The sequence below is a fragment of the Bacillus sp. FJAT-27225 genome, assembly GCF_001685025.1.
Taxonomy (GTDB): domain Bacteria; phylum Bacillota; class Bacilli; order Bacillales; family Cytobacillaceae; genus Bacillus_D.
This window is the reverse complement of record NZ_MAYU01000001.1, coordinates 15,025-40,995: the sequence shown is the minus strand read 5'-3', so window position 1 is coordinate 40,995 and position 25,971 is coordinate 15,025. Positions and strand designations below refer to the sequence as shown.

The 25,971-nt window shown below is 39.1% G+C and carries 29 protein-coding genes; 9 read left to right on the top strand and 20 right to left on the bottom strand.

Annotated elements, in window-relative coordinates; genetic code table 11:
* Positions 1–133: 133 nt before the first annotated feature.
* The 7 genes from A8F94_RS00230 to A8F94_RS00200 form a co-directional block, all read right to left on the bottom strand.
* Entirely contained in the window at positions 134–1,285 is a 1,152-nt protein-coding gene (locus tag A8F94_RS00230) for a thiolase family protein (protein ID WP_066193773.1), read from the bottom strand.
* Positions 1,286–1,425: 140 nt separating this feature from the next.
* Positions 1,426–2,016, bottom strand: a complete 591-nt coding sequence (locus A8F94_RS00225) for a TetR/AcrR family transcriptional regulator (protein WP_066193770.1) — start codon at positions 2,014–2,016, stop codon at positions 1,426–1,428.
* Between the two features lie 442 nt (positions 2,017–2,458).
* Positions 2,459–3,445: an NAD(P)-dependent alcohol dehydrogenase gene (locus tag A8F94_RS00220; protein WP_066193768.1), complete on the bottom strand. Its 987-nt coding sequence runs from the start codon at positions 3,443–3,445 to the stop codon at positions 2,459–2,461.
* 77 nt (positions 3,446–3,522) lie between these two features.
* On the bottom strand, positions 3,523–4,053 hold the full coding sequence (locus A8F94_RS00215; protein ID WP_302621296.1) for a DUF2306 domain-containing protein: 531 nt from the start codon (positions 4,051–4,053) through the stop codon (positions 3,523–3,525).
* 417 nt (positions 4,054–4,470) lie between these two features.
* Positions 4,471–5,193 (bottom strand): hypothetical protein, encoded by a 723-nt coding sequence (locus A8F94_RS00210; RefSeq protein WP_254660753.1) that lies wholly within the window; start codon positions 5,191–5,193, stop codon positions 4,471–4,473.
* A gap of 69 nt (positions 5,194–5,262) precedes the next feature.
* Positions 5,263–5,499, bottom strand: coding sequence for a hypothetical protein (locus A8F94_RS00205; RefSeq protein WP_217490897.1), 237 nt, complete (start codon positions 5,497–5,499; stop codon positions 5,263–5,265).
* Between the two features lie 193 nt (positions 5,500–5,692).
* The gene (locus A8F94_RS00200) at positions 5,693–8,407 is read right to left on the bottom strand and encodes a LuxR C-terminal-related transcriptional regulator (RefSeq protein WP_066193765.1); all 2,715 of its coding nucleotides are present in this window, start codon (positions 8,405–8,407) and stop codon (positions 5,693–5,695) included.
* A gap of 574 nt (positions 8,408–8,981) precedes the next feature.
* On the opposite strand from A8F94_RS00200, the gene A8F94_RS00195 reads away from it, so the two are divergent.
* Positions 8,982–9,851: a LysR family transcriptional regulator gene (locus A8F94_RS00195; protein ID WP_077247493.1), complete on the top strand. Its 870-nt coding sequence runs from the start codon at positions 8,982–8,984 to the stop codon at positions 9,849–9,851.
* 56 nt (positions 9,852–9,907) lie between these two features.
* Here the strand turns inward: A8F94_RS00195 and A8F94_RS00190 are convergent, their stop codons facing one another.
* The gene (locus A8F94_RS00190; RefSeq protein ID WP_066193760.1) at positions 9,908–10,804 is read right to left on the bottom strand and encodes a PhzF family phenazine biosynthesis protein; all 897 of its coding nucleotides are present in this window, start codon (positions 10,802–10,804) and stop codon (positions 9,908–9,910) included.
* Between the two features lie 745 nt (positions 10,805–11,549).
* Between A8F94_RS00190 and A8F94_RS00185 the strand changes: the two genes are divergently transcribed.
* The 6 genes from A8F94_RS00185 to A8F94_RS00165 all read left to right on the top strand — a co-directional run bounded on the left by A8F94_RS00185 (position 11,550) and on the right by A8F94_RS00165 (position 14,661).
* On the top strand, positions 11,550–12,140 hold the full coding sequence (locus A8F94_RS00185; protein WP_066193758.1) for a TetR/AcrR family transcriptional regulator: 591 nt from the start codon (positions 11,550–11,552) through the stop codon (positions 12,138–12,140).
* A 68-nt stretch (positions 12,141–12,208) separates the two neighbouring features.
* Positions 12,209–12,367 carry a hypothetical protein gene (locus A8F94_RS26435; RefSeq protein ID WP_368072774.1) on the top strand — a complete coding sequence of 53 codons (159 nt, stop codon included), beginning with the start codon at positions 12,209–12,211 and terminating at the stop codon, positions 12,365–12,367.
* Positions 12,291–12,608 (top strand): DUF2269 family protein, encoded by a 318-nt coding sequence (locus tag A8F94_RS00180; protein ID WP_368072772.1) that lies wholly within the window; start codon positions 12,291–12,293, stop codon positions 12,606–12,608. Before A8F94_RS26435 ends, A8F94_RS00180 begins: the two co-directional genes overlap by 77 nt.
* Before the next feature lies 1 nt (position 12,609).
* A complete protein-coding gene (locus tag A8F94_RS00175; RefSeq protein ID WP_066193756.1) occupies positions 12,610–13,044 on the top strand; it encodes a DoxX family protein in 435 nt (144 codons plus the stop codon).
* A 250-nt stretch (positions 13,045–13,294) separates the two neighbouring features.
* A complete protein-coding gene (locus A8F94_RS00170) occupies positions 13,295–13,678 on the top strand; it encodes a VOC family protein (RefSeq protein WP_066193753.1) in 384 nt (127 codons plus the stop codon).
* A gap of 710 nt (positions 13,679–14,388) precedes the next feature.
* Complete coding sequence (locus A8F94_RS00165; protein ID WP_066193752.1) at positions 14,389–14,661, top strand: hypothetical protein; 273 nt, start codon at positions 14,389–14,391, stop codon at positions 14,659–14,661.
* A gap of 211 nt (positions 14,662–14,872) precedes the next feature.
* Here A8F94_RS00165 and A8F94_RS00160 read toward each other — a convergent pair whose 3' ends face one another.
* The 10 genes from A8F94_RS00160 to A8F94_RS00115 form a co-directional block, all read right to left on the bottom strand.
* The gene (locus A8F94_RS00160; protein WP_066193750.1) at positions 14,873–16,087 is read right to left on the bottom strand and encodes a UTP--glucose-1-phosphate uridylyltransferase; all 1,215 of its coding nucleotides are present in this window, start codon (positions 16,085–16,087) and stop codon (positions 14,873–14,875) included.
* Positions 16,088–16,205: 118 nt separating this feature from the next.
* Entirely contained in the window at positions 16,206–16,553 is a 348-nt protein-coding gene (locus tag A8F94_RS00155; RefSeq protein WP_066197098.1) for a VOC family protein, read from the bottom strand.
* 52 nt (positions 16,554–16,605) lie between these two features.
* A complete protein-coding gene (locus A8F94_RS00150) occupies positions 16,606–17,361 on the bottom strand; it encodes a hypothetical protein (RefSeq protein ID WP_066193748.1) in 756 nt (251 codons plus the stop codon).
* A 42-nt stretch (positions 17,362–17,403) separates the two neighbouring features.
* The gene (locus tag A8F94_RS00145) at positions 17,404–17,727 is read right to left on the bottom strand and encodes a hypothetical protein (protein WP_066193743.1); all 324 of its coding nucleotides are present in this window, start codon (positions 17,725–17,727) and stop codon (positions 17,404–17,406) included.
* Positions 17,728–18,070: 343 nt separating this feature from the next.
* A complete protein-coding gene (locus A8F94_RS00140; protein ID WP_077247492.1) occupies positions 18,071–18,694 on the bottom strand; it encodes a hypothetical protein in 624 nt (207 codons plus the stop codon).
* A gap of 197 nt (positions 18,695–18,891) precedes the next feature.
* Entirely contained in the window at positions 18,892–19,815 is a 924-nt protein-coding gene (locus A8F94_RS00135; RefSeq protein ID WP_066193740.1) for a GNAT family N-acetyltransferase, read from the bottom strand.
* A gap of 82 nt (positions 19,816–19,897) precedes the next feature.
* A complete protein-coding gene (locus tag A8F94_RS00130) occupies positions 19,898–20,188 on the bottom strand; it encodes a nucleotidyltransferase domain-containing protein (protein ID WP_066193737.1) in 291 nt (96 codons plus the stop codon).
* 116 nt (positions 20,189–20,304) lie between these two features.
* A complete protein-coding gene (locus tag A8F94_RS00125) occupies positions 20,305–20,565 on the bottom strand; it encodes a hypothetical protein (RefSeq protein WP_066193734.1) in 261 nt (86 codons plus the stop codon).
* A 77-nt stretch (positions 20,566–20,642) separates the two neighbouring features.
* Complete coding sequence (locus A8F94_RS00120) at positions 20,643–21,116, bottom strand: 8-oxo-dGTP diphosphatase (RefSeq protein ID WP_077247491.1); 474 nt, start codon at positions 21,114–21,116, stop codon at positions 20,643–20,645.
* Between the two features lie 68 nt (positions 21,117–21,184).
* A complete protein-coding gene (locus A8F94_RS00115) occupies positions 21,185–21,898 on the bottom strand; it encodes a class I SAM-dependent methyltransferase (protein ID WP_066193731.1) in 714 nt (237 codons plus the stop codon).
* A gap of 278 nt (positions 21,899–22,176) precedes the next feature.
* Between A8F94_RS00115 and A8F94_RS00110 the strand changes: the two genes are divergently transcribed.
* Positions 22,177–22,806, top strand: a complete 630-nt coding sequence (locus A8F94_RS00110; RefSeq protein WP_066193728.1) for a homoserine/threonine efflux transporter — start codon at positions 22,177–22,179, stop codon at positions 22,804–22,806.
* 111 nt (positions 22,807–22,917) lie between these two features.
* On the opposite strand, the gene A8F94_RS00105 is transcribed toward A8F94_RS00110, so the two are convergent.
* Positions 22,918–23,445: a GrpB family protein gene (locus A8F94_RS00105; RefSeq protein ID WP_066193724.1), complete on the bottom strand. Its 528-nt coding sequence runs from the start codon at positions 23,443–23,445 to the stop codon at positions 22,918–22,920.
* 507 nt (positions 23,446–23,952) lie between these two features.
* A complete protein-coding gene (locus A8F94_RS00100) occupies positions 23,953–24,405 on the bottom strand; it encodes a hypothetical protein (protein WP_066193721.1) in 453 nt (150 codons plus the stop codon).
* 137 nt (positions 24,406–24,542) lie between these two features.
* On the opposite strand from A8F94_RS00100, the gene A8F94_RS00095 reads away from it, so the two are divergent.
* Positions 24,543–25,916, top strand: a complete 1,374-nt coding sequence (locus tag A8F94_RS00095) for an MFS transporter (protein ID WP_066193718.1) — start codon at positions 24,543–24,545, stop codon at positions 25,914–25,916.
* Positions 25,917–25,971: the final 55 nt, after the last annotated feature.

The window sequence follows — 25,971 nt, the reverse complement described above, 5'->3', positions numbered from 1 at the left end:
TTATTTGATTATACTTTTATCATTGTAAATAACTTACCCAACATAAAGGTTCCTTGAATAGTGGAATTAACATGGCACAATTAAAATTATCCTGAATTGGAAATGAAACTTTCCAGTATGTTCGTTACGTGGATTAAGTTAATCTTTCTATAATAGTTGCGTTAGCCATTCCATTTGCTTCACACATAGTTTGTAAACCGTAGCGTCCTCCGGTTCTTTCCAACTCATTCATCATCGTAATCATTAATCTTGTGCCACTTTCTCCAAGCGGATGGCCTAATGAAATTGCACCGCCGTTTGGATTCAGTTTATCAGTGTCGACACTGAATTCTTTAAGCCATGCAAGCGGAACAGAAGCAAATGCTTCACTAACCTCAAAGATATCTATATCTTGAATGGAGAGACCTGCTTTTTTCAATACTTTCTTTGTTGCCGGTATTACTCCAGTAAGCATTAAAGTAGGATCAGATCCAATAACGGAACGGCCAATTATGCGAAACCTTGGTTTTAATCCAAGTTCCACTGCTTTTTCTCTTGACATTAACAATACAGCAGCTGCACCATCAGATATTTGGCTAGAGCTTCCAGCTGTAATTTTTCCATCCTCTTTAAATGCCGGTTTTAATAAACTAAGTTTTTCAAGGCTTGTTTTTTCTCTTGGGCCTTCATCTTGCATCATCACGATCTTTGTTCCATCTGGCAAATATACTTCTACAGGCATGATTTCTCTATCAAATCGTCCCTCATTTCTGGCATTAATAGCTTTTTGATGGCTTTTCAGTGAATATTCATCCATTTCCTGTCGGCTGATTTCCCATTTTTCTGCAATTCTTTCAGCTGATAATCCTTGACTGATGATTTCATATTTAGAAGTAAGTACCTCATTTGGTGTAACACCTATTCGATTTGACCACATGGGTACGCGTGACATGCTTTCAACTCCTGCTGCAACGACAATATCCATGTCACCACTGATAATTGCCTGAGCAGCAAAATGAATAGCTTGTTGACTCGATCCGCACTGACGGTCTATCGTTGCTCCAGGGACTTCAATTGGGTAGTCAGCAATTAATAATGCCATTCTGGCAATGTTAGAAGCTTGCTCCCCAACCTGGTCAACACATCCCATTATGACGTCCTCAACCAGTTCAGGTGAAATTCCTGCTCTTCTTACCACTTCCCTTAAAGGTTTTGCAGCTAATTCCTCTGCTCGAATTCCACTTAATAAACCATCTTTTTTGCCTATTGGAGTTCTAACACCTTCTATAATAACCGCTTCACGCATAAACAACTTCCTTTCTACCTAATAAATTTTCATCCAATTTAATAATTGAAAAAATTCGATAATCATAAAAAGAAACCAAGCAGTCTCTTTTTTAAGTAAAAAATGCCAAGCAACAATAATTGTTGCTTGTTGATAATCCCTTAAATAGAAAAGGAACGGATATAATTTTGCAAATGAACCACGGCATTATCCAAGTAAGTGGAATCCTGATACAGCCGACTTAAAGCCAAGCTTCCTTCCAAAGTAGAAATTATAATAATTGAGGCTTGTTTCGCATTAACATCGACGGTGAATTCATTAATTTCTTGCCCACTAACAATTAACCCTTCCACGAACTCTAATAAATCTTTCATTGCAGATCGTACGAGGGAAGCTAATTCAGAGGAAGTGTCGTCAAATTCAATTGCACCGTTCATTAGCGGGCAGCCTCCAGGTAATGGAAAGCCTTTTTCTAAATCCTGAAAAACACTTAGTACAGCAAATAAACGATTTTGCATGCTTTTTTTATCTTTTATTGCTTGCCTATAATGCTCAGTCATAATTTGAACAGAATACTCAAATGCTTCAATGGTTAGTTCTTTTTTGCTGTCAAAGTGCCGGTATATCCCCCCTTTTTTCAATCCAGTCTCTTCCATAATGTCACTAATTGAAGAAGATGCATAACCTTTTTGGTTAAAATGATTTGAAGATTTAGAGATGATCATTTGCCGAGTCTCTTGACCTTTTCGCAATTTCCAGTTCACTCCTTTTGCAAAATGAAATATTTGAAATTACATAAGATCTACCACTAGATGGAGATTTTCACAATTAAAAGAGACCGAATGGTTTCATTTGATTAAAGTATACATCAATTTGAATTCATTATCAACAAGTGGATTAAAATACAATTCATAAAATTTTGAGGATGTCTGTATTGTTTTCATTCCCAGTGCTCCTTGCAAACAACTTATAGACAACAAAGAGAACACCTTTTACGACTACTTAAGTCACTCCATCCAATCGATACCCCACGGCGGAACCATACTGATTAAATCATAGCGCCTTGTGCCCTAATGAGCAGATGCGGTAAGCATTTGGCTAAATCTTCCCCAGTTCCATTTATTGCACCACTCGGGTATATATGTCACGGATTGGATTCAGCAAATTGTGATGGCCCCCTCGATTTATTGTGTATTAAGATTGTTGTTTTGCCCCAAATTTTATGACTACATTTCCCCTCTTATGCCCCTTCTCAACATATCTATGGGCTTCAACTATCTCCTCAAACTGAAAGTATCTATCAATGACCACTTTTAACTTACCAGTTTCTACAAGTTCTTTTAGGTATTCCAGTGCTTCTGGGGTTTCAGGTGAATTTTGACCCAAAATGAATTTCTTACTGCTTGTCAATTTAGTCCAAAGCATTCGAACATTTGGTAATACTACAGCAATATTTATATAGGTTCCATCCTTTTTTAGCGATCTCATACAAGCTGAAAACGAACTCTTACCTACTGTGTCAAAGATAACATCGTAACTCTCACCTTTAACTGAAAAGTCTTCCTTCGTGTAATCAATTACCTTGTCGGCTCCTAGAGATTTTACCAATGCCGTATTCGTGGTACTGCAAACCCCTGTAACTTTTGCTCCGAGATGTTTGGCAATCTGTACAGCATAACCTCCTACACTTCCTGAAGCACCATAGATAAGAACTTTTTGACCACTCTCAATGTTCGCTTTTCTAAGATGAAATAATGCTGCTCGTGCCCCAATTGGGATAGCAGCGGCTTCCTCATAAGATATATTAGAAGGTATAAGAGTTACTGGCCCTTCTTCAGGCAGACACTTATACTCGGCATAAGCACCAAAACCCACTAGGGATGCTGCAAAAACATGATCACCTTTCTTAAACAGTTTGACAGCTTTTCCTACTGACTCGACTACACCTGCTAATTCCATCCCCAAAATTTCTTTTTTCGGTTTTCTAAAACCTAATGCGATTCGGGCAGGTAGCCAAAATTCTCGTGGAACTACAAAAGCACGTGTTCGAATATCTGCTACTGAAACTGTTGTCGCCTTTACCTTAACAAGTATTTCATTTTCTGCAGGAGTAGGTTTTTCAACTTCTTTTAGTTGAAGAACCTCGGGGGGACCATACTTTGTGTACACAATCGCTTTCATCAATATTATTCCTCCAATTCGTGATTTCCCATTAGTTTCATGCGAATAAATTGAATAAATTGGAAACAACTCACTCTTTAGCAGCTTCCTTCAGGTTTTTTACTGATAGGAAGAATCGGTTGATGTCGTGCGAGCTCGAGGGCTGACCTCTTGCGGATTGCCCATTCGGCAACGATGAGGTTAATTACCCATCCTGCCCCCATCAGTAGGGCTTCGCTGAGCTCACTTGGCGGGCCAGCAATTATTTCCCCAGCCAATAGTGTCAACATCTGTGTACCCGCACCAAGCCCGATCGCATAGCCACGTATCATCCATGCGCCGTGCTGGCCCACCTGTCCTCGCCGGATTGCGGCAAAGCCGAGAAGGATAGACACGACCATGGCCGACCCAAACATGAGCCGGAAAATATAAAGCAGCAGCTCACCAGTACCGTCCACACGGGGATGGAACAGGGTCATCCACAGTCCTGAAATCCCAACCATTAGTCCGCATAAAACCAAGAGCAAACCAGTAGCACGATGCCAACCAGGCCTACGTCGCCTGAAACCAGTTGCGAATTGGAATGCACCCAATATCGCATACACGATGGAGCATAAGATATGCAGCACTACCGGTAAAGTCACCGCAAAGAACCGTTCGTTGGTCAGCGTTATTTCAGCTCCACTAGCCAGCACTGATAGGCGGAATATTCCAGCAGCGAGCGGAGGTGCACTCAGAAAGAGGAGTGCAGCGACGAGCCACTTTGCCGAAACTTCTTTTGCAGGTGCTTTTATTTTCTGAGATGTAGGTTTCCCTAGCTCATTGCGCTCAGGCACATTGGGGGCTTGATCTTTATCGTAGACACTCACTATTAAATTCAACTCCTTGAAAGAATTTGCGTGGTGGTTTGTTTAAGATAACGGGTTACATTGTTTATTGATAGAGTGCTATCTAGAAGCAATGAGCGGCGGTATAGCCACTTGTTCAATTCTTCCACTATCCAACGAACTTAATTTAACTTCTGTTTGGCGTGACTGGATGGAAGCCTAGACTTTCTTTCGCTTTTCAAACAGGAGCGCATATCCTAGAAAAATTAGAGCCAGTCCCATCGGCACCGCCAATATCCGATCAAGCGGGTGTCCGAGTAACGATGCTGCCAATGGCGCTAAGGCCCCGAAGGCAAGCACGCCAGCCGCCCATCGAGGTAGGATGCCGGCGCGGAGCGTAGCAATACTAAACAGTATGCCGCCAAGAATATACAGTAGAGCTCCTAACCGCCCAAATGCTGGGAGGAATCCAAGGTTAACCTCGCTTGCGTACCCACTGAAAATCCCCAAGAAGCCCTCCACAAACTTAGGTACGTCTGCTGCCACCAAAGGTAAGATAAAGGCTTCGGCGAATGTAAAGACTGTCGTGGCTATCCAAAAAAGACTAAACAGGAAGTAGCCAATTAAACCAATCCAACCCGCTTCGCTCACTTGCCTTGCGTAGATTCCCAGAGTACCGATAAGAGCCAAGAGGGCCATGGCGATGGTCAAGTACGATGCCATTGCCCCAGCCCCCGTAATCACTGAAGAAAGATTGTCAGGTGGATGGATCAGCTGAATGCCAATATAAAGGATACCTGCCACCATAGCTGCTAAGCCTGACCAGCGGATAAGATTCGCCGATGTTACCTTGATTTTGTTCTCCAACCTGGCCTCGAAGCCCTGGTTGGTGTAATTGTGCTCGTTCCCTTCAATGATTGATGTCCTGGGATCTGTTTTCATCTGTTTCTCTCCTTTTTTAAACAATTTGTTTTGCCTGTGTTACCATCTGACGGGTTCGGCTGATTGGGATCAATTACGATTGATTGAAATTAATGTCAGGCCGAGATCACGCACTTTCCTCAATAAGCCATATAATTCAGCCTGATCGGCCACTGGGCCAGAGAGGATGGTTGTTCCGTCGGTTTTGTGGGTAAAGGCCATGTTCGCAAACTTGTCGGCCCACCGGGAATCAAGGTATCCCTTGAGACGAATTTCGTACATTCCAGGCTCATGATGGTCTGCTGTTAATGCACGTGTTTCACTCATTTCATTCCTCCTTTATTTCACTTCTGTGGATGTATTCCATTACTTTCCTAACCAAAAGATACATGTTGATGTGGTGAGAAAGCATCACTACATGTGGTGATTTATGTGGTGATTTTTCACCAGGAGGCTGTTAGAAAAGAAAAAGCCCTATCACGTGGTTCATGATAGGGCCAGGGTGCAATATTTGAGCTTACTAGAACAAATCGAGTTTCTCAGCCAGGCGGACTGCCGCCCGCCTGTTATTCACCTCAAGCTTGCTATATATGTTCTTAGTGTGGGTTCGTAAAGTATTGAGAGACACTATGAGTTCACGGGCAATCTCTGGACCACTCAGGTCGGTTCTGAGTAGCCTAAGCACTTCAAGTTCACGATCACTCAGAGGCTCTTTCATAATCTGTTCGGCATGCGTTTTACTCTCATCCCCGGCAAAGGTTGTTAGGAGGCTACGGACATAGTTCAGAGCGATCCCATGTTTCGCTGCAGCTTCCAGCAATGCGGCCATCGGTTCACCTTCATCCAAAAAGATGCGGACGTAGCCCTCCGGCTCAGCCAGGGTCAGTACCCGTTCCAGTGGTACAAGCGCTGCAGGGAGATTGCCTTTTAAATACAGCGTGAGTGCCTGCAAAATCAGAATTTCAATGGCGCTTCCCATCCTCCCATCCTCTTCCGCTGCTTGGAGGAGGCGTTCCAGGAGTCCTTTGGCCTGAAGTATGGAAGGCTCTTGCCTGTCGTTCTTATATTTTGCCAAGAGCACTCTAACCAAAGTGATATGCTCGAATTCACGTAGGTAGTAAAGGTCATCCTCTACGGTCAGGCCCTGTTCCCGCGCCCAGTCTAGGGCTTTATCCAATCTACCCTGCGCCACCCACACCCGTGCTTTCAACGCTGCTACGGGACGTACATTTGGAAAAAAATCACTAATATACAGGTTCTCTGCCTTATGGAGCAGATCGAGCGCATCGTCCAGATCTCCTTGTGCTTCCCGTATTCGAGCCATTGCGACGCGCCAGCGAAACCCGTTTTGCTGGAACCCAGTCTGCTCGCCCTGCTCCTTACTTTTAAGTAGATACTGCGTAGCTTCATGTAAATCGTTATGCTCATAGTAGAGCTCACTCATTCCCACGTACATGTCTGCCATTCCCCGAAGTACGGGATTGCCCTGTTTCATGGCGAGTTGCAAGCCCTGCTCATAGATCCGCATCGCCTGACGGGGTCTACCTTGTGCGATCCGTATATCAGCCAGAGCGATTGTGCCCCCGATAACGTCAGAGATATTTCCGCTCTGCTGTACTCTTACCATCCCACCAGCAAACATCCGGTACGCTGTTTCGAGATCCCCGTTCGTCCAAGAGGTGAGTCCCAGGATCGCAGTTGCCGCACCACGTCGAAGTTGGTCATCCTCCGGTACTAGGTCGAGCACCTGTTGGGCGTATTTTATAGCGCCGGTTACATCACCCAACACCTGAGCAAGTCCTGCACGCAGCACGGCAATTGTACCTGGCAGACCACGAAATTCCTCTTCGTCCATGAAGACCACCTCTGCCAATGAGGCTTCCCTTCCCTCAAGGATGTCCGTTGTCGTTTCCAACCAGAGTTCTGCAGATTGGAGCCGCCCTTCAACGGCCTCTAACTCACCGCAAGCCAGTAACGCCCATGCATATGCAACACTGAGTACAGGCCTGAAGCGGAACAGATCTTCGGGTAATGCCTTCATCCAGCTTCGCACCGTTCCAATCTGTTTACTCCTGCGCATATCTGGCCATGCTAGCTCGACTAGGTCCGCCGCTCGAGCGAAATCCTCAGCGGCCAGTGCGTGGCGGATTGCATCGGCTGCCGAGCCGTGTTGCTCATACCACGAACTTGCGCGCCGATGCAGCGTAGCTACTATATCAGGCTGCTCCTCTCTCAAATGTGTAATGAGAACTTCGGCAAAGAGATGATGATAGCGATACCAGTGACGACTGTCATCCAGAGGAACGACAAAAAAATTACCTCTTAGCAGAGTCTCCAACATTGTGTTACCTTCTTTTTGCCCAGTGACGGCATCGCACAAAGGACCATTTAACCGGTTAAGAATGGAGGTCTGTAGTAAAAAGCTCCGAACATGATTAGGCTGCCGTTGTAGAACCTCTTCGACTAAATAGTCCAAAATAAAACGATTGTCTCCAGCGAATGCCCATATGAATGCTGGTATGTCCTTGCGCCCCTGCATCGAGAGTGCTGCCAACTGAAGACCAGTAATCCAGCCTTCTGTACGGGTTTCCAGCGCAGTAATTTCGTCGGTTGAAAGTTTTAGGTCCATCAACTGATTGAGGAACGTGGCCGCTTCATTGGGAGTAAAGCGTAAATCGGTTGCACGCAACTCGGTTAAGTGACCCCGGGCACGTAACCGGCCTAGGTGAAACTGCGGATCCTCACGGGTAGCGATGACCAGGTGCATCTGTGGCGGGAGATGCTCAATTAGGAAGTGAAGGCAATCGTCTATTCGTTTGGAATCAATGACATGATAGTCGTCAAGAACAAGCACAAATTTGAACGGGATGGTTGTCATTTCATTAAGCAGTGCCGTCAGAATCGATTCCGTTGACGGTTGCTGTGTCGAGTTGAGCGAACTAACTACGCTCTCTCCAATATTCTCCGCGATCGTCTGCAATGCAGCGACAATGTGAGTTAAGAAGCGCGTATAGTCTTCATCCCCTTCGTCAAGCGACAGCCATGCAACAGTTCGCTCACAACCGGTGACCCATTGACTGACCAACGTAGTCTTGCCAAAGCCAGCGGAGGCAGAGATGAGGGTCAGCTTGCGGTTCAGACCCTCATTCAATCGCTCGATCAGGCGCGGTCTGAGGATAACATTAGTCCTTGGCATAGGGATATAAAGTTTGGTGGATAAAATTGGAATATTCATAGATTAATAATAACACGAAAATCGGCTTCCGCAACAAATTGCAAAATAATTGATTGACCGATCCTATGACTCCACAAAAAGCCTTTTGTTTGGCATATAACACCTCTTAGCATAGCTTTATCATGATTTTTATCATAATAATGATAACGAAACAAATTTCTTTCACATAATCGAATCACTGTAAAGGAAAAAAGTGGGTGGTATATAAAACCTATAAAGAGCAAGTGTCGTCAAATTCAATGCACCGTACGACTACTTAAGTTACTCTATCCAATCATGAAATTAAATCCATTGAGGATGAAATCCTGCAAATAAGCGAGTATTGGTGAGAAAATTGAATTAAACTGAGGGAGTTTAAGTAAGATACAATGAAATAAAAGAGAATATTTATATATTCTTATAAAAAATTTTCGAAAGAAGGCATAAAATACCTACTATTGCAAAGTTTATGGAAAATTATTGCTATAGTTCTTACTTAGTGTTTAACTAACGTATGACGAAAGTTCAATCAGCACTGATTGAGTACTTCATACAACTTGCAATTTTTGATGCTAAGATAAATTTATGAAAATGGGTGAGTGTATTGGCAATTTTTCAGTATGAAGTTTTTTTAGCAGTGGTTGACAATGGTAGTTTCACTAAAGCAGGGGAGAAACTCGGGTTGTCTCAATCAGGAGTAAGTCATAATATTTCAACGCTTGAAGCGGAACTAGGAATGGTATTACTTCATCGCAATCGTAATGGGATTTCTTTAACTGACGCTGGAGTAAGAGTCATATCGCATATACGCCAGATTGTTCGTCATGCAAATTTGCTGGAGCAAGAAGCAGCGCTTATTAAAGGATTTGAGATAGGAAGCATTAAAATTGGTAGCTTCCCTAGTTTTTCTTCAAAAATCTTTCCTAGTATTATTAGAACCTATGTAAAAATGTATCCTCATATTCAGATAGAACTTTATGAGGGCGGCTATGACGATATAAAAAATTGGCTAACAACAGGAACTATTGATATAGGTTTTCTTCCGCTTCCAGCAAATGGATTTGAAACCATTCATTTATTTACAGATAAATTAGCCCTTTTAGTTCATAGGGATCATCGTTTGAGTACACAAAAACAAGTTCATATAAAATCACTACATAATGAACCATTTATCATGCCTAAAGCTGGATGTGATTTTTTAATAAAGGATTTTCTCAAAAAAAGCAACGTACAACCTACTGTTCTTTTTGAAGTTATAGATAACAACACTATAATATCTATGGTTCAAGAAAAGCTAGGAATAACCATTATCTCAGAAATGATTTTATCTGAAAAAATTTCAAACACAAAAGTTATTCCCTTAGAACATGACTTGGTTCGTGAAATAGGCATGGCGCTAAAATCAATTAAGCAAGCTTCACCCGCTGTCAAGAGATTTATTGAGATTACAAGAGGATTATTTTAAAGAAACGGCTCGAATTTGAAGTATCTGGGAAATCTTCCGATTCAAGCCGTTTGCATTTATATGGTTAAGATTCCACGAATAGTTGTAATTGCTGCACCAGCCACTTTAATGGCTGGGTTTGTTTTATTAGGAATTACCGTCACATTAAGCAAACCAGGTCTTCCCACTGCATCACCTTGGGCAATCTTTAAATTTGTTGTTTTTGTTTGGGAAATGAGACCTTCTAAATAAAGAAAACCAGCTAATGCCCCATTTGCAGCACCTGTTACCGGATCCTCAGAAATACCAACACCCGGGGCAAAATCTCTCGTATATATATCAACATCTTTCTTCGTGTTAAACGTATATAGATGTGTAGTACTAATCGTATGTTCTTTATTATGTTTTCCTAGAGCTGCTAAATCAGGCATTGCTTCATCGATGGCCTCTTGATCTTTAATCGGCACGAGTAGATGCCAGTTACCTGTATTAGCTAGTTTTATGGGATATTCCAAATCTATACTATTAGATTTAACACCAATCATTTGACTAAGGATGTTGTAATCAATTGCAATTTCTTTCGTTTGTGGGGTAACTTGTGTCATCTCCACAACAGTTAATTCACCACCTTCTTTGTGCCACATAACAGGTATATTCCCAATATTCGTTTCTAACACAATGCCGTCTTTATGTTTAGCTAAACCAAATTCCGTCGCCAGCAACCATGTTAACCCGACCGTTGCATGACCGCAAAAATTGATTTCTTCAGTGGGAGTAAAAAATTTCACTTTATAATCTGCGTTATTATTTTGTGAAGGCAGTAAAAAGACAGATTCAGGTAAATTTAACTCTTTAGCAATGCTTTGCATTTCACTTTCTGTTAGCTTTTCTGCATCTAATACGACTCCCGCAGTATTTCCTCCAAACTTTTGTGTAGTAAAGGCATCTACATGAAAAACCCTAATTTCTCTCATCTTTATTATCCCCTTTCATATCGTGCTAACTTGATTGTATGCCTTCTTATTGAAGCAGTAAAATGAATGTTTTTTATGCAATAAATCAGAAATACGAATGGATTCTGGAGTTCAGCAATAATTAAAGTTCCTAACAGGTTTTTCATTATTTACAAATTGAAGATATATTTGACTATGTATCAGTTGAAGAAGAATAAAAAAAACGGCTTGATTTTCCTTAAACAGGAACCTAGCCGATTACATAAACTCACCAGGACCCATTAATTTCTGATCCTGGATTAACGCCCCCATTAGTTGAAGAAGAAGCTATCTTCCATAAAAATCCTCGATGTATGAGTGAATATAGTATTCGGACACATTAACCCATACTATTGCCAGCCCTTGAGCTGCTTATTTTCTGACGATTTTTCATGTAACTAAATATCAATGACTTTAAAGTATTCGTTATCCTTTAAAGAAAAAAACCTAAAATTTAGGACCTTAGGCAACTTTATTGGTTTATGTAAAACTCTCGGCAAGGATATGGTTCCAGACATTATATCCCTCCTTTACGTGACTTCTTATTGAACATAAGCACTCGTATGTTTAAGTACATTTTTCACAAAATTAACTTTGAAAAAAAGTGGGACTGGCGAAATTGTTAAACAACTAGGAACCAATACGCATATTTTACAAACCGATGGTCGGTATGTTAAGCTGAATGTATTCAAAATAAGACTGATTCTACTACTCCGGAGGGTTGACATTGAAACAAGATGAACGAAGATTGCAAACAACTAGGCTTCTACTTGAAACGACTAAAGAGCTGATACGGGAAAAAGGATGCCATTCGATTACGATGAAGGACATCATGAACAGATCGGGCTTGTCAAAGGGGGCTATTTTCCATTATGTGAAGAGCAAAGACGAACTTTTTGTGTGGGTATTGCAGGAGCGCTTGGAAGAGACTAACCACCTTTTTATGAACGAAGTGGAGCAAGGACGCCGATCATTTGATGAGCCATATCAAAAAATATTTGAAAGTATTTCGGCTTATGCAAATGCGGACGTGACGAACAAAGCGCTGATGTATTTACTTGGAAAGGAGGACCAGCCGGTTATTGCGGAAGCACTCAAGCAGTATTATGAACGTGCTGTATTCTTATCCAGACAGTGGATCGAGACCGGTCAAAGGCATGGTGTTATTTCAGAATTGGTCGATGCAGGCAAAACAGCAGAAATGTTCGTTCTTCTAACAATCGGTTTGCGTGTCCAATCCACGATTCCATCTGTTACTTCTGTTTTTAGGGCCCAAGAATTCTCGTCGTTTATTATCGATATCTTAAAATCCCGGTAAAGGGAACAGAAGTGATGATAGTATGAGCTTGTGGTTAACATTGCATCTGATTGGAGTCGTATTATTCGTTGGTAAAAATATTACAGCAGCCTTTGGAAGATAAGGGCGCATTTGACGAAAAACGTCCTGCTGGCCGATTATATATTTACGATTCCGGGTCATGCCCTCAGCATCGTCTCGGGCAGTATAATGGCTGCACAGGCGGGAATGCCAATGGCGGGGTTTAACTGGCTTAAGTTGTCGCTCATATTATTAGCCATAACCGGGATCATCTGGGCCGTTATTCTTATACCGATGCAGCTTAGAATGATACGATACAGTGCGGAATGCATCGAAAGCGGCACTATCTCCAAGGATTATCAGGATGCTTCTCGCTCGTGGGCTGTCTTCGGCGTCGCTGCTACGCTATTGCGCGTTCGTCATATTATACTTTATGGTAACAAAAGGTTTCTAAAAGGGAGGGATTAAGGTGGTACCATTTTATGTGCTTGTCACCGCTTTTCTTCTGTTCAAGGCCATTGGCTTGATTGGAGTACCCTATTTCGAAGGCTGGCATACCTCGCTTCAAGGAGCAGTAGCCTTCATGCTGCTGCTTACCGCATCCGCTCATTGGGGGACAAGGCGCTATGATTTAATCAGTATGGTTCCGTCGGCTTTTCCTAGACCGGATTGGATAGTTACAGCTACAGGAATATTTGAAATTGCCGGAGCTATCGGTATAATGTTTCAGCCTACCTCTAAGGTAGCGTCTTTAGGATTGGCGGTGTTGCTAATAGTAATGTTTCCAGCAAATATACGGGCGGCCAGAGAAAAATTAACGATCGGAGGGCGGCCTGTACCTAAGCTGATTCCCCGAACCTTACTTCAAATCGTTTTTATTACAGCCGTCCTTTTGGCAGGTTGAACCTACGGTTTCATTCGGAAACCCATTATTTCCTGATATTGGCTTTTTTTAGTTACCAACTACATTGTTCGTAAACAAATAAAACGATTGTTCAAGAAGCGGCTCTTGATCAAGCAGTTGCAAAAATGTTTGACTAAGCACATCTCTTTATATTCACATTAGATTCGAACTGCGACATATTATTTTAAAAAGGGTTTTCTTTTAATTTATTGAATAAGTAAGTAAAGCTGAATCAAAGGGTGGGATGTTTATGAATTCACTTGGTTCTCCAATCGCTTGTAAGGTAAATAATGTTTTTATTCATGTCAGTGACCTAGAAAGATCAGCAGAATGGTACAGCAATCTACTTGGAATACCCTTTAATCTAGATAATGTTGCATCTCCTGTTTACAATATTCCAGTTACAGGAGAGACTGGACTTACTTTAGATGACCACACTTTTGATCCAAGCTTTAAGCTGAAACCTTCGGATCATGTTTTATTTAATTTTTTCGTCAAAGATATTGATGTAGCATACAAATTTATTAAAAGCAAAGGAATAATAGTTGTTAAAGAAATAGAGCGTATTGGTGATTTTGCCTATTTTAATTTTGAAGATTTAGACGGAAATGTATTAATGATTTGCAATTGCTAAATATGTTGATCAAGGTTTATATTTCTATTCAATAGCTCTTTTTACTTATGCACAATTAAAGTTCAATGTGACTTAATGCTTAAAAAGTCGTATTAATGTTTTTTTGATTTGGGTATCTATGAGACGGTTAAATTACGGTCTAGATACCTTTACCCTAAAGGATACCCGAGCAAGGTTAACAATTGAAACCCTGGGAACCTTGCTCCACCTCCTCTGTTACCAATTATGCATATCAGCCACCTTCTACATGCCCCGTTTGCTTAATAAGGATTTCAACAAAAAGGGCGATGATTCCTCTTGGAACATTGCTCCGGTTAGCTAAAAAGAAAGTTATTTTTTCCTACCGATGTAAAGCAAGTGAGTTGAAATTCCCAGAATATATGGGTCTGTGGCAATCTCTTTCATTAAATCAACGATTTTTTTAACTTCCTGTTCACCTTTGCCCCTCCAGTAATTCCAACTCTCATTGTTTAAAATAGCACCCGCATTTGAACCTATTAAGTCTAAAGTTTCAAAACCATGCGGTTCTTGGATTCCGCTCTCCGCCCCGGTGTGACGGCAGGTTATTTGTAGGTAATTAACGAATATCCCTTAATTTGAGTGTTAAAGAAGTTTTCGGACATTTTGATGATTTGTGTGAGTGATATTCATGTTACACTAATTAATATAGTTCTGAATTATCAATAAATTTACGTTGAGGGTGAGATACATTGAAGGGTAAATATGGATTTTTATCTGTTATTTTTACCATATCAGGACTTGTACTATTTTACTTGAGTTCTCTAGGAAGTAACGGAATTTTCAACCCTTTTCTTTACACCGGGCTTGCTTCTTGGATAACGAGTTTTGTGTTAGGGGTAAAAGGAGTCAAAACAAATGAAAGTGGTTCTTTAAAATATGTTGGTATGGGTATGATTTCGCTAATTATTATAGGCTATGGATTATTAATCGTTATATCTGGCATTCGTGGGTTCGGAGCCTAAAAAGTATTATTGTAAACAACATCATGGGTCAACCGGATTCAATTAAACAGACATCGCTAAACGAGTAGCGAAAATGGATTCGTTTTAGATAAAAGGCACGATTTTACTTAACTTCTTGATGGGTTAAGAGAAAAGGATAAAAAACCTCCTCTACAATCATGATTGTGAGGAGGTTTTCCATTTACAAGGTACTTTATCAACTTAATCCTAACTATTCGTTTGAAAGAATTGCTTTTCTTGCAGTTTCAGGGCTGTCTTCCCCGCTTTTATTTTTAACAGGTGCAAATTCCTTTTCTCTTGGGACCTGCAGGACGGCAATCGATTCAGCTTCTGGGAATAAGTCAAAATAAAATTGCTCCAGTTTATAGCCATTTGGTTCAGTTGGTTTAAATTCATTGCCGCTTTCGTCCACGGTCGGAATGGATTTATGGGCAAAATGATATGGTAGGGGCTTGTTTGCTATTTCCTTGATAAAATCCAGCTTGAATAAATGAATGCTAATATGGGCATTCGTCATATCCGGATCTTCACTTTCTTCTTGGGTCATTTCCGAGTACTCAATTACAGACGGTTTTCCGTCCATCAGACAGAAAACTCCTACCTTCTCTTGCGGATTTCGTTTGGCCGCTGATTTGCTGGCTATCGGCGAATCTTTTTCATCAGCAAATCCGACAAAAACCGGATCGGCAATTTTAATAATCGCATTATCCACATTATACATAAAGATCCATTTAACGCCCCGCTTTTCCATATCCGCTAGTGCACCGCTCGATTTCAGAGCTGAGAATACTCCCCCGTTTCCGTTCGGAGAAAGAGAAAGGCTCGACTTTGTTTTTAACATCAATTTGCCATCAGGCGTTAATGTCGGTGCGGTTGGCTGAACGAAAAAAGTGATGAAATCTGGATTGTATCCAAAGTAATTGTGCTGTTGAAAGAAATCCCTTGTTTCCTCATCATTAATTGGGCTTGTCATGATATACCAAGGGATCATATTATCCGTTTGTTTGTAGAGCTGAAGCAACCGTTTTGCCTGAAGTTCAAATAATGATTCATGCCCAGGTAGTCCAATGTCATATGTTCCTTTTGGTCCGTCATGCCCAAGCCTGGTTCCCTGCCCTCCCGCAAGAAGAACAGCCGCTACTTTCCCGTTTTCGATCATATCCATACCATCTTGTTTATATTCTAGTATCTTTCTCTCCGATAGATTCTCTAATACTTCGTAAGGGACAGGTCCGATACTCTTTCTTTCGGGGTTGTAAGATGAAGTCAGTTTTTCAGCTGCAGAGCTGATTTCTGTTAAGTTTACCTTCTCTATGTCCGCCAACAGCTGATCTTGTTGGCTTTCCGATAGTTCATCCCAAAAGGCTAGAAGATGTGACTGATTAAATTCTTTTAATGTTTCCTGTATCTCTGAAAAACGATTCATAAAAATAACCTCTCCATTTTAAAAAGATTTTTCTTTAAACCTGCATCCTTAGTGTAACAAAAAAAGGAGCTGCAATTAAAACTCCTTGTTTCGCAACAATATTATTTTAATTACAACCTTATTTCTCCCATAGCTCAACCAGTCTGCCTTCAGGATCTTTAATCCAAATGAACTTACCAAATTCACTAACCTCTTTTTCCTTAACGAGAGGTACACCAAGTTGCTCAAGATGGTTAATAGTCTCGTCTAGATTATAAACTTCAAAATTCAACATTACTTGCTGTTCTGGTGGGAAATAAGGGTCATCTTCAGTAAAGAAAGAAAATATCGTTTCATTTCCTGACTGAGGTTTAATAATAGTTCCATTCCAATTATCTATATCGATCTTCAGCACGTCACTGTACCACTTTTTTGTTACTTCCAGATTTTTCGTCCTCCAAAATACTCCCCCAAAACCTTTTATCATCATAAAAAATAGCTCCCCTCTCTCCATCATTATTTATTGGAAAGACTTTTCATCAATCATGAAACTTTTTAGATGTCCTCAATTTCCGATTCAAAAGGATTAGAGTGACACAAGCAGCCGCCAGTATTGCAACCGTACCATAAAGTACATAGACTAGATTGTTATTCCCAGATTCGGCCTGTGCTAAGCGTCCGCCGCTCAAACCATCTTGGCCAGTATCTTCGCCTATGAGTCCTTCATGCATTTCGACAATGATAGTCTGAAAATCTTCAATCGATTTTTCTTCGGCTTTAAGAAGATCCTTCGCTTCCTTATTTATGGCCTTTACTTGTTTCCCGTTATAAACGAACCATACGTCGTGTTGCATACTATGAAGGAGACTTTCGCCTTCCTTAATTTCCGACAATGCCTTTACCTCTTCATAAGAATATCCGAATATGGCAAGGTCATAAGCTCCTGACTCAGTTTGATATGTCGAGATTGCATTCACAGGCTTTCCATCCTGAAAAACAACAGAAATATATTCCCTGGGATCGATGATGCCTTCACTACCTATTTTCTTCTTAACATAGAAATCCTTGCCCATTATATAGATTTTCAGCAGTGGCCCGAACGTGATATTTTCGGATGAAGTAAAATTGAAACTTCCAGGATCAGTGCCTTTAACGGTATCCAAAACAATTCTCTTAAAAAATGTGTCGGCATACTCTTGGGCACCCTTAGGAATTTCTGTTTCTGCTGAGATTGCTGGAAAAGAACCCAATAGAATACTGAATAATAAAGTGCAAATTCCCATCAGTTTTTTCATATGAACCCCCTTTATTTTTAGTAGTATATTCCTACCCTGTTGTTATTCAATTGTCGATGTTTCTTTCATTTCCATAAAGTCTTCTTCACATATTTCACTTTTGCCGGTAACCAAGAGAGTTTGGAATTCTAGAAAAAGTCCTTGTATTTCTTTTTGTTGGTTAATCAAATCCATACATTTTTGATACTCGTTTTCATCTTTATATCTTGATATTTCTATCCATTGCGTGGCATCAATCTTACTGTTGAGATACATTGTATGAAACTCTAAATATCTCCCGTAAATTTCTGATACTTTTTCTTGAATGGCTAAATATTCGTCTATCTTATCTTTTAGGATGTGGTACTGATAAACTTTAACAAACATCATTTCCCCCCAAATCTTAGAAAATAGTAATTAAACAAAACTTATCTTTCAATTTTCATCCTTTAAAGATCAAAGCAGTGTAAAAGATACACCCCTAGATACTGGGAAGATATCCTCGCCATTGGTTCCAGGCTTCCATATACTCACTTAAGTCGTGGGGATGAACTTTGATACATACACCAATACGTGTATACAACTGAAAAACAACTTCCTCCAAAAGCCTGTCCTTGGTAAAAGAAGAATCATTGTTCCACAGAGAAAACGATGAATAAAGTGTGCTTAAATCGAGACTATCTGGAGAAGAACAAAAAGCATAAGTAAAATCATATATTTTTGGACCGATTTAAGGCGATGGGTCAATAACTCCGTTTAATTTGTTATCCGAGTATACAAAATTATGAACACCAGTATCTCCATGAAGATAATATTTATCCTCGTAACTGTGGTAAAAGTTTAATTTCTTTACTAAAATCTCAACCCTTTTATGATCCTCGTTTGGTAAAAAGTCGCCAATGTTTTCCCTGGCAGACTCCGAACTTGCATGATTAAAGTCTGACCACGATTTTCTTTGAATTCCGTTAACTCTACCCCAGGGAATGCCTTTGTCCAACCTTTGATATTTATTGAATAACTCTTTTATTAAAATCGTCATCCATTCTAACTTTGGCCCCCGGTTATAATGGGTCTCTCCTGGAATATAAGAGTAGACAATAAACTCGTTTTTATCGTCTGTATAAAGAACATCAGGCAACAATTTGACATCTTGATAAGCGAGAAGAAAATCATGAGTTGGAATAATAATCTTAGAGCTGTCTACTTTTATAACATAGGTTGGGATCTTCTTGATTAAAAGGGTATATAAATCTCCATTGGTAGTCCCCTTTTTTAATCTCTTTAATTCCAGATTATTATTCACTATCAAACCGCTATTAACCAGTAAATCAATAATTTCATTTATCTTTTGCACCTTTTTGTCCTCATTAGACTATTTTGTAAACTGCATATCCTTATAAGTTCGCTACTTTCTTCAAGTATCCTGCGCCGTTTGTTATATATGTACTCAGTACTGCAATATTTCAAATGAATCACAGCAAAATTTTTCGCGTAAGATTTTTTAAAAAACAGCCATCCCAATGAAGGTGGCTGCATTCTGTAAAGTACTATTTACTTTTTTAACTCTTGGTAATACAACTCAAGTAGTTTTTCTACAGGAATATTATCTATTGTCATTCCTGTAATGTCACTTTCTGTAATTTGTAAGTTTCTAAGGTTACTTTTACTAATCTTTGTCCCTTGAAGGTCACATCTTTCAAAAGAAAGTGGTTCACTGTCATCTCCAAGGTTTGTATCTATAAAGCGAACCCCTCCGAGAGTAACTAACCGCATTTTGCTATAAGAAAGGTTTAAATCTGCAAAAAATGAATGCTTGAAATTAATGTTTTGGAATTTTGAATGACTAAGGTTACAGTTGCTTAGTTGAGTATTCATTAGGTTACTGTTACTAAAAGTACTCCCTTCTAAATCCACTGCATAACATTCGGTTTTTTCCATATTGCAATTTTCATATTGAGTATTGGAAATATCTTTGTTTTCCACTAAGTTCTCTTTGCCTAATGAACTTACTTTTCTCTTAATGTAACCATATTCATCTTCTGTTTCATAGGTGGTTCTATAACCCATTTTCTCGTAAAAATGGTGGTTATTCACTTGTCTACTTGATGTCTCAAGGTCCCAAGTTCTTAGGGTCGGAAATTCCTCCTCAATTAATTCTATTACTCTAGAACCGATTTTTCTCCCTTGATAATCTGGGTCAACGAAAATACGGTCTATTCTTCCAAAAGACTTGCCCGTTATGGTCACTATAATACCGCCAACAATGTCTTCGTCATATATTATTTTGTAGTAATTTAATTCTTCAATCATATATTTAGTCATTTCCACTGAAGAATAACCAGGAGGTTGGATATTGTAATCCAAAATATCAGGATTTAGAAGCCATTTTCTTGCTTCTTCATCAAATGTTTTTATCATTAATTCTGTTAGCTTCTCGGCATCCGAAATAATTGCTTTTTCAATAGTTATCAACATTTACCCCCCTTTTACCTTAATAAATTCTATAAATAGGTGGTAGATACCTTGTTTCACTAAACTTTGAGCACATTTTGCCAAGTTAGCAAAATAGGGACAATAATTTTACCGCAACTTCTTTTGGCCTAACATCTATCGTTTTGATTTCCACCCAAAGCGGCAGCTTCCAATTCTTCTTTAAAACATTGTAGAAAATTTGTTGATTTTCCCTGAAGAATACTACATCTATATCTTTATGCTCCCTATTCACTTTTCCAATATGCAAATCTATCGCCCAGCCACCCGCAATTCCCCATAACGAAGGAATACTTGAGAAAATTTCATTTAGTTCAATAACGGTTAAAGACATCCAATTATCTAAATCTGATCTCAAAAAATCCTCCTCCAGCGTTAGTCAGTAAGAGTTTTTAAAAAGCCCGTTATTTCTTCCTTAATAAATCCACCTGTTACTACTGATTAAGCTAAGCATTTATTGATTGAGTCCATTATCTAATCAACCGCGTCCTCAATCTTTAAACCTACTTCGTCATTATATAAACCAAGTGTAGAATAAGCAGCGACATAAAAGTTAGCAAACATTTCAGCCGCTTTTTTTGGAATATATTCAGATTCGGCCCATTCTTCAGAAAGATGATCGAGCACTTTAATAATTTCGGAAACTTTTTCGGAATTTAACCCATATCCTAATCGAAGAGGTATTATAAGTCCGTTGTCTCCTAATATTAATTCTTCTAAAGTATCTACATCCATTGCTCCTCACCTCTTTATTTGTGTCATCATATAAACCCAAGACTTTACCGCTTCTAGAACAATCCAAGAGTCTTATTTTATGTATTTCTAATTTTGACTTTCGCTTCTTTATTTTCCTTATGGTCCCATTCTACCTGGATTTCGAAAGTGCCTTCCTGGAAGAAATATGGAAACCTTCTTCGAATGGATTCCTGCATAGGTAACCTATATGCATCCTCTATATTTACCCAAACTGCTTTTCCTTCTGGAGAATTCTCCAGTAGTTCTCCTTTGAAATCAGTTGTTATGTAATTGAATATCATATATCGATCATTTGCGGCAGGGTTAACATATTCATAAAGCCCTTTATATAGTAGGTTTCTTACTTCCAACCCTGTTTCTTCCTTTACTTCTCTAATTGCACTCTCTACAAAACTTTCAGGGAATTCAACTTTGCCTCCTGGCGGGATAAAGCCTCTAAAATCATCATGTTGTCTATCCAGAAGTAAAACCTTGTCTTCATCTTGAATCATACAAACAGTCCAGAATTTATAATTTATGGAATTAGCCATCACAATCTCCCTAACTCATGTAAATTCGCCTTAATTCCCTTACGATTAAATTCTCCGCAATTTTCAATCTAACAGCAGGGTTCCGTTTTTCTCACAACAAAAGTTATGGCGTCAGTACTAAGCAATACAGGTTTTTCATTTCTTACAATCTGATATTCAAGTGGCTTAACAGTTTCGTTTATTACTTCCCATCCATCCCCATATATACGATATAATTTTGCCAACATTTCTTCTGTTGTTAGATTTATTTCCAATAGTGCTTCTAATTCTTCATTCGTTTCAAGCGACGTTTCGTTAAAATTGGTGTTTATGATTAAGCAATTGATTCCATTAACCTTTGTTCCTGTTGCCATCCGTTGAATTACTTTTTCAAACTTCTCTATTGAAGCGAGATGCTCTAGACTCGATACAGCAACGATATAATCAAACTCCTCTTTTTGAATGGTATAATCGCTAATGTCTGATTTAACAATTTGTATAATTTCACTTACTCCGAACTCCGTGCTATATTGTTTGAGTTTTTCTACCGCAGAGTCGAGTAAATCAACACACACAACTTTCCCCTTATTAATAGTTTGCGCAATTGGAATACTGTTTCTCCCTACGCCAGATCCCAAGTCTAAAACACTAAGATTATCCCTATCCTTAAAAAGACCCAATTGATCCATTACCGTCTTGACTGGTTTATATAACCAAGACCCCTTTTCAAAAAGCCGATAATGATCATAGCAAAAATCGTGATATTCCTTTTCTGCATTTCTTATAAGCTCAATTCTGTTCATACTTTTTTTCTCCATATTATTTTTAATAAATCCAACCCCGATTATTTAATAAAGAATTAACAAAAATGCGGAGGTAAATACCCCTTTTCCCTAACCAAACATTCTGATTAACATACCATTAAAGAAAAACATCCAATTAAAAGTTCCAACTCATCGTTATGATAGTTATCTCTTATTCAATAAATAAACGATTGGACCTGCTTTTTTTTAAGAGAATCTGATATACTGTAAAAATAATTCATTGGGTAGTCATTATAAAACTGGAAGGGGGAAATAAAATGGATAGCCTGCTAACATACATTTCAATAGCTGCAATGATGGTTGTTATACCTGGGGCAGATACTATGCTACTAGTAAGAAACACACTCAGCTACGGGCCCCGAGCCGGAATTTTTACAGTTGTGGGAATGGCAACAGGGCTATCCTTTTGGACGCTTATTGCTATTCTCGGGTTATCTGTTGTCATTGCAAAGTCTGTCTTTTTATTCAGTACGATCAAATACTTAGGAGCGGCATACTTAATTTATTTAGGCATAAAGAGCTTTTTTGCTAAAAGTGCATTTTCTTTAAAGGAAATACAAGAACAGTCCAATGTACCTTCCAAATCCTCTAGCCGGCATAACAAAGAGTCATTTATGCAAGCAATGCTTAATAATGTTCTTAATCCAAAGACTGTTTTGGTTTATATTACGGTCATGCCGCAATTTATTAATTTGAATGGGAACATCAATCAGCAACTGATAGTATTAGCGGCAATCCTTACTTTACTTGCAGTATTGTGGTTCCTTACTCTTGTTTATGTAATTGATTACGCAAAAAAATGGTTGAATAACTCTAAATTCCAGAAAGCCTTTCAAAAATCAACAGGTTTGGTTTTAATAGGTTTTGGTGTTAAAACAGGATTATAATAAAAATTTTCTCCGTTCAGGCAACTGAACGGTTTTTCATTTTGTACTAACTTCCACTTTCGTCTCCCTACTATTTTCTAAAAATACATATCGGGATAGCGCTTAGTTGCCTTATATCCTCTTCCTAAAAATTTCTTTTACGAATTGTTCCTTAAAGTCGGTATAATCATCAATTCCGCCATTATGTTGTTCTATAAATCTCATTTTAAGATTTTGGTATTCTTCCCTGGCTGCTTGATTCGAAATCAAGTAATCCCTAAAAAAGATTAAATTTTGCCAAAGGTCTTTCTCATATTCGACCATATGGATAAAGTGGGTCTTTTCTTCGTATGTATCATCCGTAAACTTGGCAAGTACGATTTCTTTCGGACGCTGTACCCTCAATCTTAAAAAACCAATACTGGCTAGGCCCTTAAAAATATATTTATCGACATTTTCAATATCATCTACTCCCACCAATACATCCAAGATTGGCTTCGCAACCATATCCTTGATGGCTGTGCTCCCAATATGTTCAATTCGGTGTTCCTCAATTCCGGTTGCTTGAATAATATCTTGTTTCACCCTACCAAACTCTTTCTGCCACTCAACCGTAGGTGCTGCCAATCTTACTTCATCCCTTTTTAATCCTAGTTTCATTAGTCCACCCCACTTATAGGTTAAAAATTAATTCGACTGTTTTTTCCAAATTCCTTCTTTCAATCACCCTAAAATTGCTGAAAAAACCTACTTACTAAAACGAAAAGCAGTACGATTTCGAAATCCACTGCTTTAGAAATGATTTGGTATTTGATTTTTCCCAAACCTGCTACTCCAAATGTTTGCTCCATTAAAATTTATTCAGTTTACCCTTTTTAATCTGTTGAATAGTGATAATCAAACCAGTAAGCCCCGCAGAAAAGGATGGCAATAAACTCTAAAGGAAAAAATTCCATTCGTCAGTTGTCAAAGAGGTAATAAGAAAAATAAGTGGTAAGCCCAATGCAATTAACGATACTATAAGTCCAATGGTAGGATTATTTTTCAATGTATCACCCTCTTCTAACATATTTAACTGAATTATATACCATAAATGGAAATTTACCTCTCCTGCATTACCTGTCTAAGGATGTGTTAATCTTGTCGGTCTGCTCTTGTTGGATAAGCCTATTTACACTGCTTAATATGATTGCTCAAAACACTCGGGCCCAATTTTTCTGTTTTTGAATTGGATAGCCTCACCTGAACTTGAACATTTTCCATCTCGGCTGTGATTAAATCAAATCGTCCTCCCCAAGTTGGACTATCTTCTTCCTGAGTAGGATATAATCTAAAACGCCAGCTAATTTCATTTGGTTTAAATGCAAACCCTTCATACCCATCATAATTCCCATATTGTGTTGGCACTGGTAGATGGACTGCAATAATACTAATGTTCGTTCGAGCAAAACTTGGCGGATTCAGTTGGACCTTGTAAACCAATGCAGCTCCCATCGCATTTGGAGGATGCTGATCAGTTGGGGTTAAAACCATACTACAAGGCACTGTAATGGCCTTAGCTTGCATAGGATACAATGAAGTAATGATGCTAAATAAACTAACCAATAGTAACTTTTTCATAAAGCACCTCTTCCCATTCTTTTGGTTAGTTTATCCGATTCAGTTTAATAAACATCCTTTTACCTGTATACAACGTTTAATTTTGATATAATCATTAACTATATGTACCTTTATAAAGATAGAAAGAAGGAAATTTGATGTCAGAAAGAAGTAATGGGGATTTGGTGAAAAGCCCTAGATTGTTAATTGCGGCTATTGTGTTGGGGGTTGTTTTAAACCCTTTAAATACAACGATGATTACAGTGGCATTGCCAGCCATACAAACGGAGTTTCAACTTACATCCAGGGATATATCCTGGTTAATTTCTTCCTATTTCATTATAAGCGCTATTTTCATGCCATTAGCCGGAAAATTAAGCGATCATTACGGCAGGAAGAAAATCTATCTGCTAGGGTTGGTCCTAGTGTCTATTTCTTCGTTTTTGGCGCCCTTATCCCCAAATATGATGTTTTTGCTTGGAATGAGAGGCATCCAAGCGATTGGGACTTCCGCTCTTTTTCCCGCTGGAATCGGAATTGTCCGAACCACTATCACTAAAAACCAAAATAGGGTAATTGCTACACTGGCAGTATTTGCAACAGTTACGGCAGCACTTGGACCAACAATAAGCGGACTATTAATTCAGTTTGCCGGATGGCCGGTTATTTTTTATGTAAATTTCCCTTTCATCATTATTTCAGCAATACTAACTTTGGTTTATATACCGAATGATGTAAAGGCTGCGGTTAAGCCATACAAATGGGATTTCATTGGTATTATTCTATTCAGCATCCTTATGTCGTCCTGGGTGACCTTTTTCCAATCATTAGAAAGCGGCTTTAATAGTTGGACGTTCGGCTTGTCGTTATTAGTTTCGATTTTCTTTTACTTCTACGAAAAAAAGAGAAAAGAGCCATTTTTAAATGTCGTATTTTTAAGGAAAAACCCGAAAATATCACTTATTTATTTTCAATTTATCTTAGTCACACTTGTATTCTTCGCCTTAATTTTATCTATGCCGACCTATTTGCAAAAGGTGATCATGCTTGACTCAAAAACGGCGGGTATGATGATGCTATCTATTTCGATCTTTGCAATGGTGATGACACCTATAGCGACACGTTGGACAGAAAAGGTCGGATTTAGAATTCCATTATTATTTGGAGCTGCGGTGGGAATCGTAGGGGTTGGGTTACTGGTTGCATTTAATCAACAATCCAGTCTGCTGTGGATTTTTATAGTGTTGGCAATCACAGGTATAAGCAATGGTGCATTAACGATTGGCACACAAAATTCACTCTATTCGATTGTCCCAAAAGAACAAAGCGGAATAGCTTCCGGTTTACTGCAGACTTCACGATTTATCGGGAACATCCTTGCATCAAGCTTATATGGCGTTATGTTTGCTGCTGGGGTAAATGATCACAATAAAAACTCAATTGCCTTCGTTTTAATGATCGTATCTATTTTGATCATACCTGTCATTTTTTATATTACACAAAAAGAAAGAGTTAGCCATGGTGAAAGATAAATCCGGGTGGAAAATTCAAGAGCCTTTTAAGCCAAATTTCAGCATTTGGCTTTTT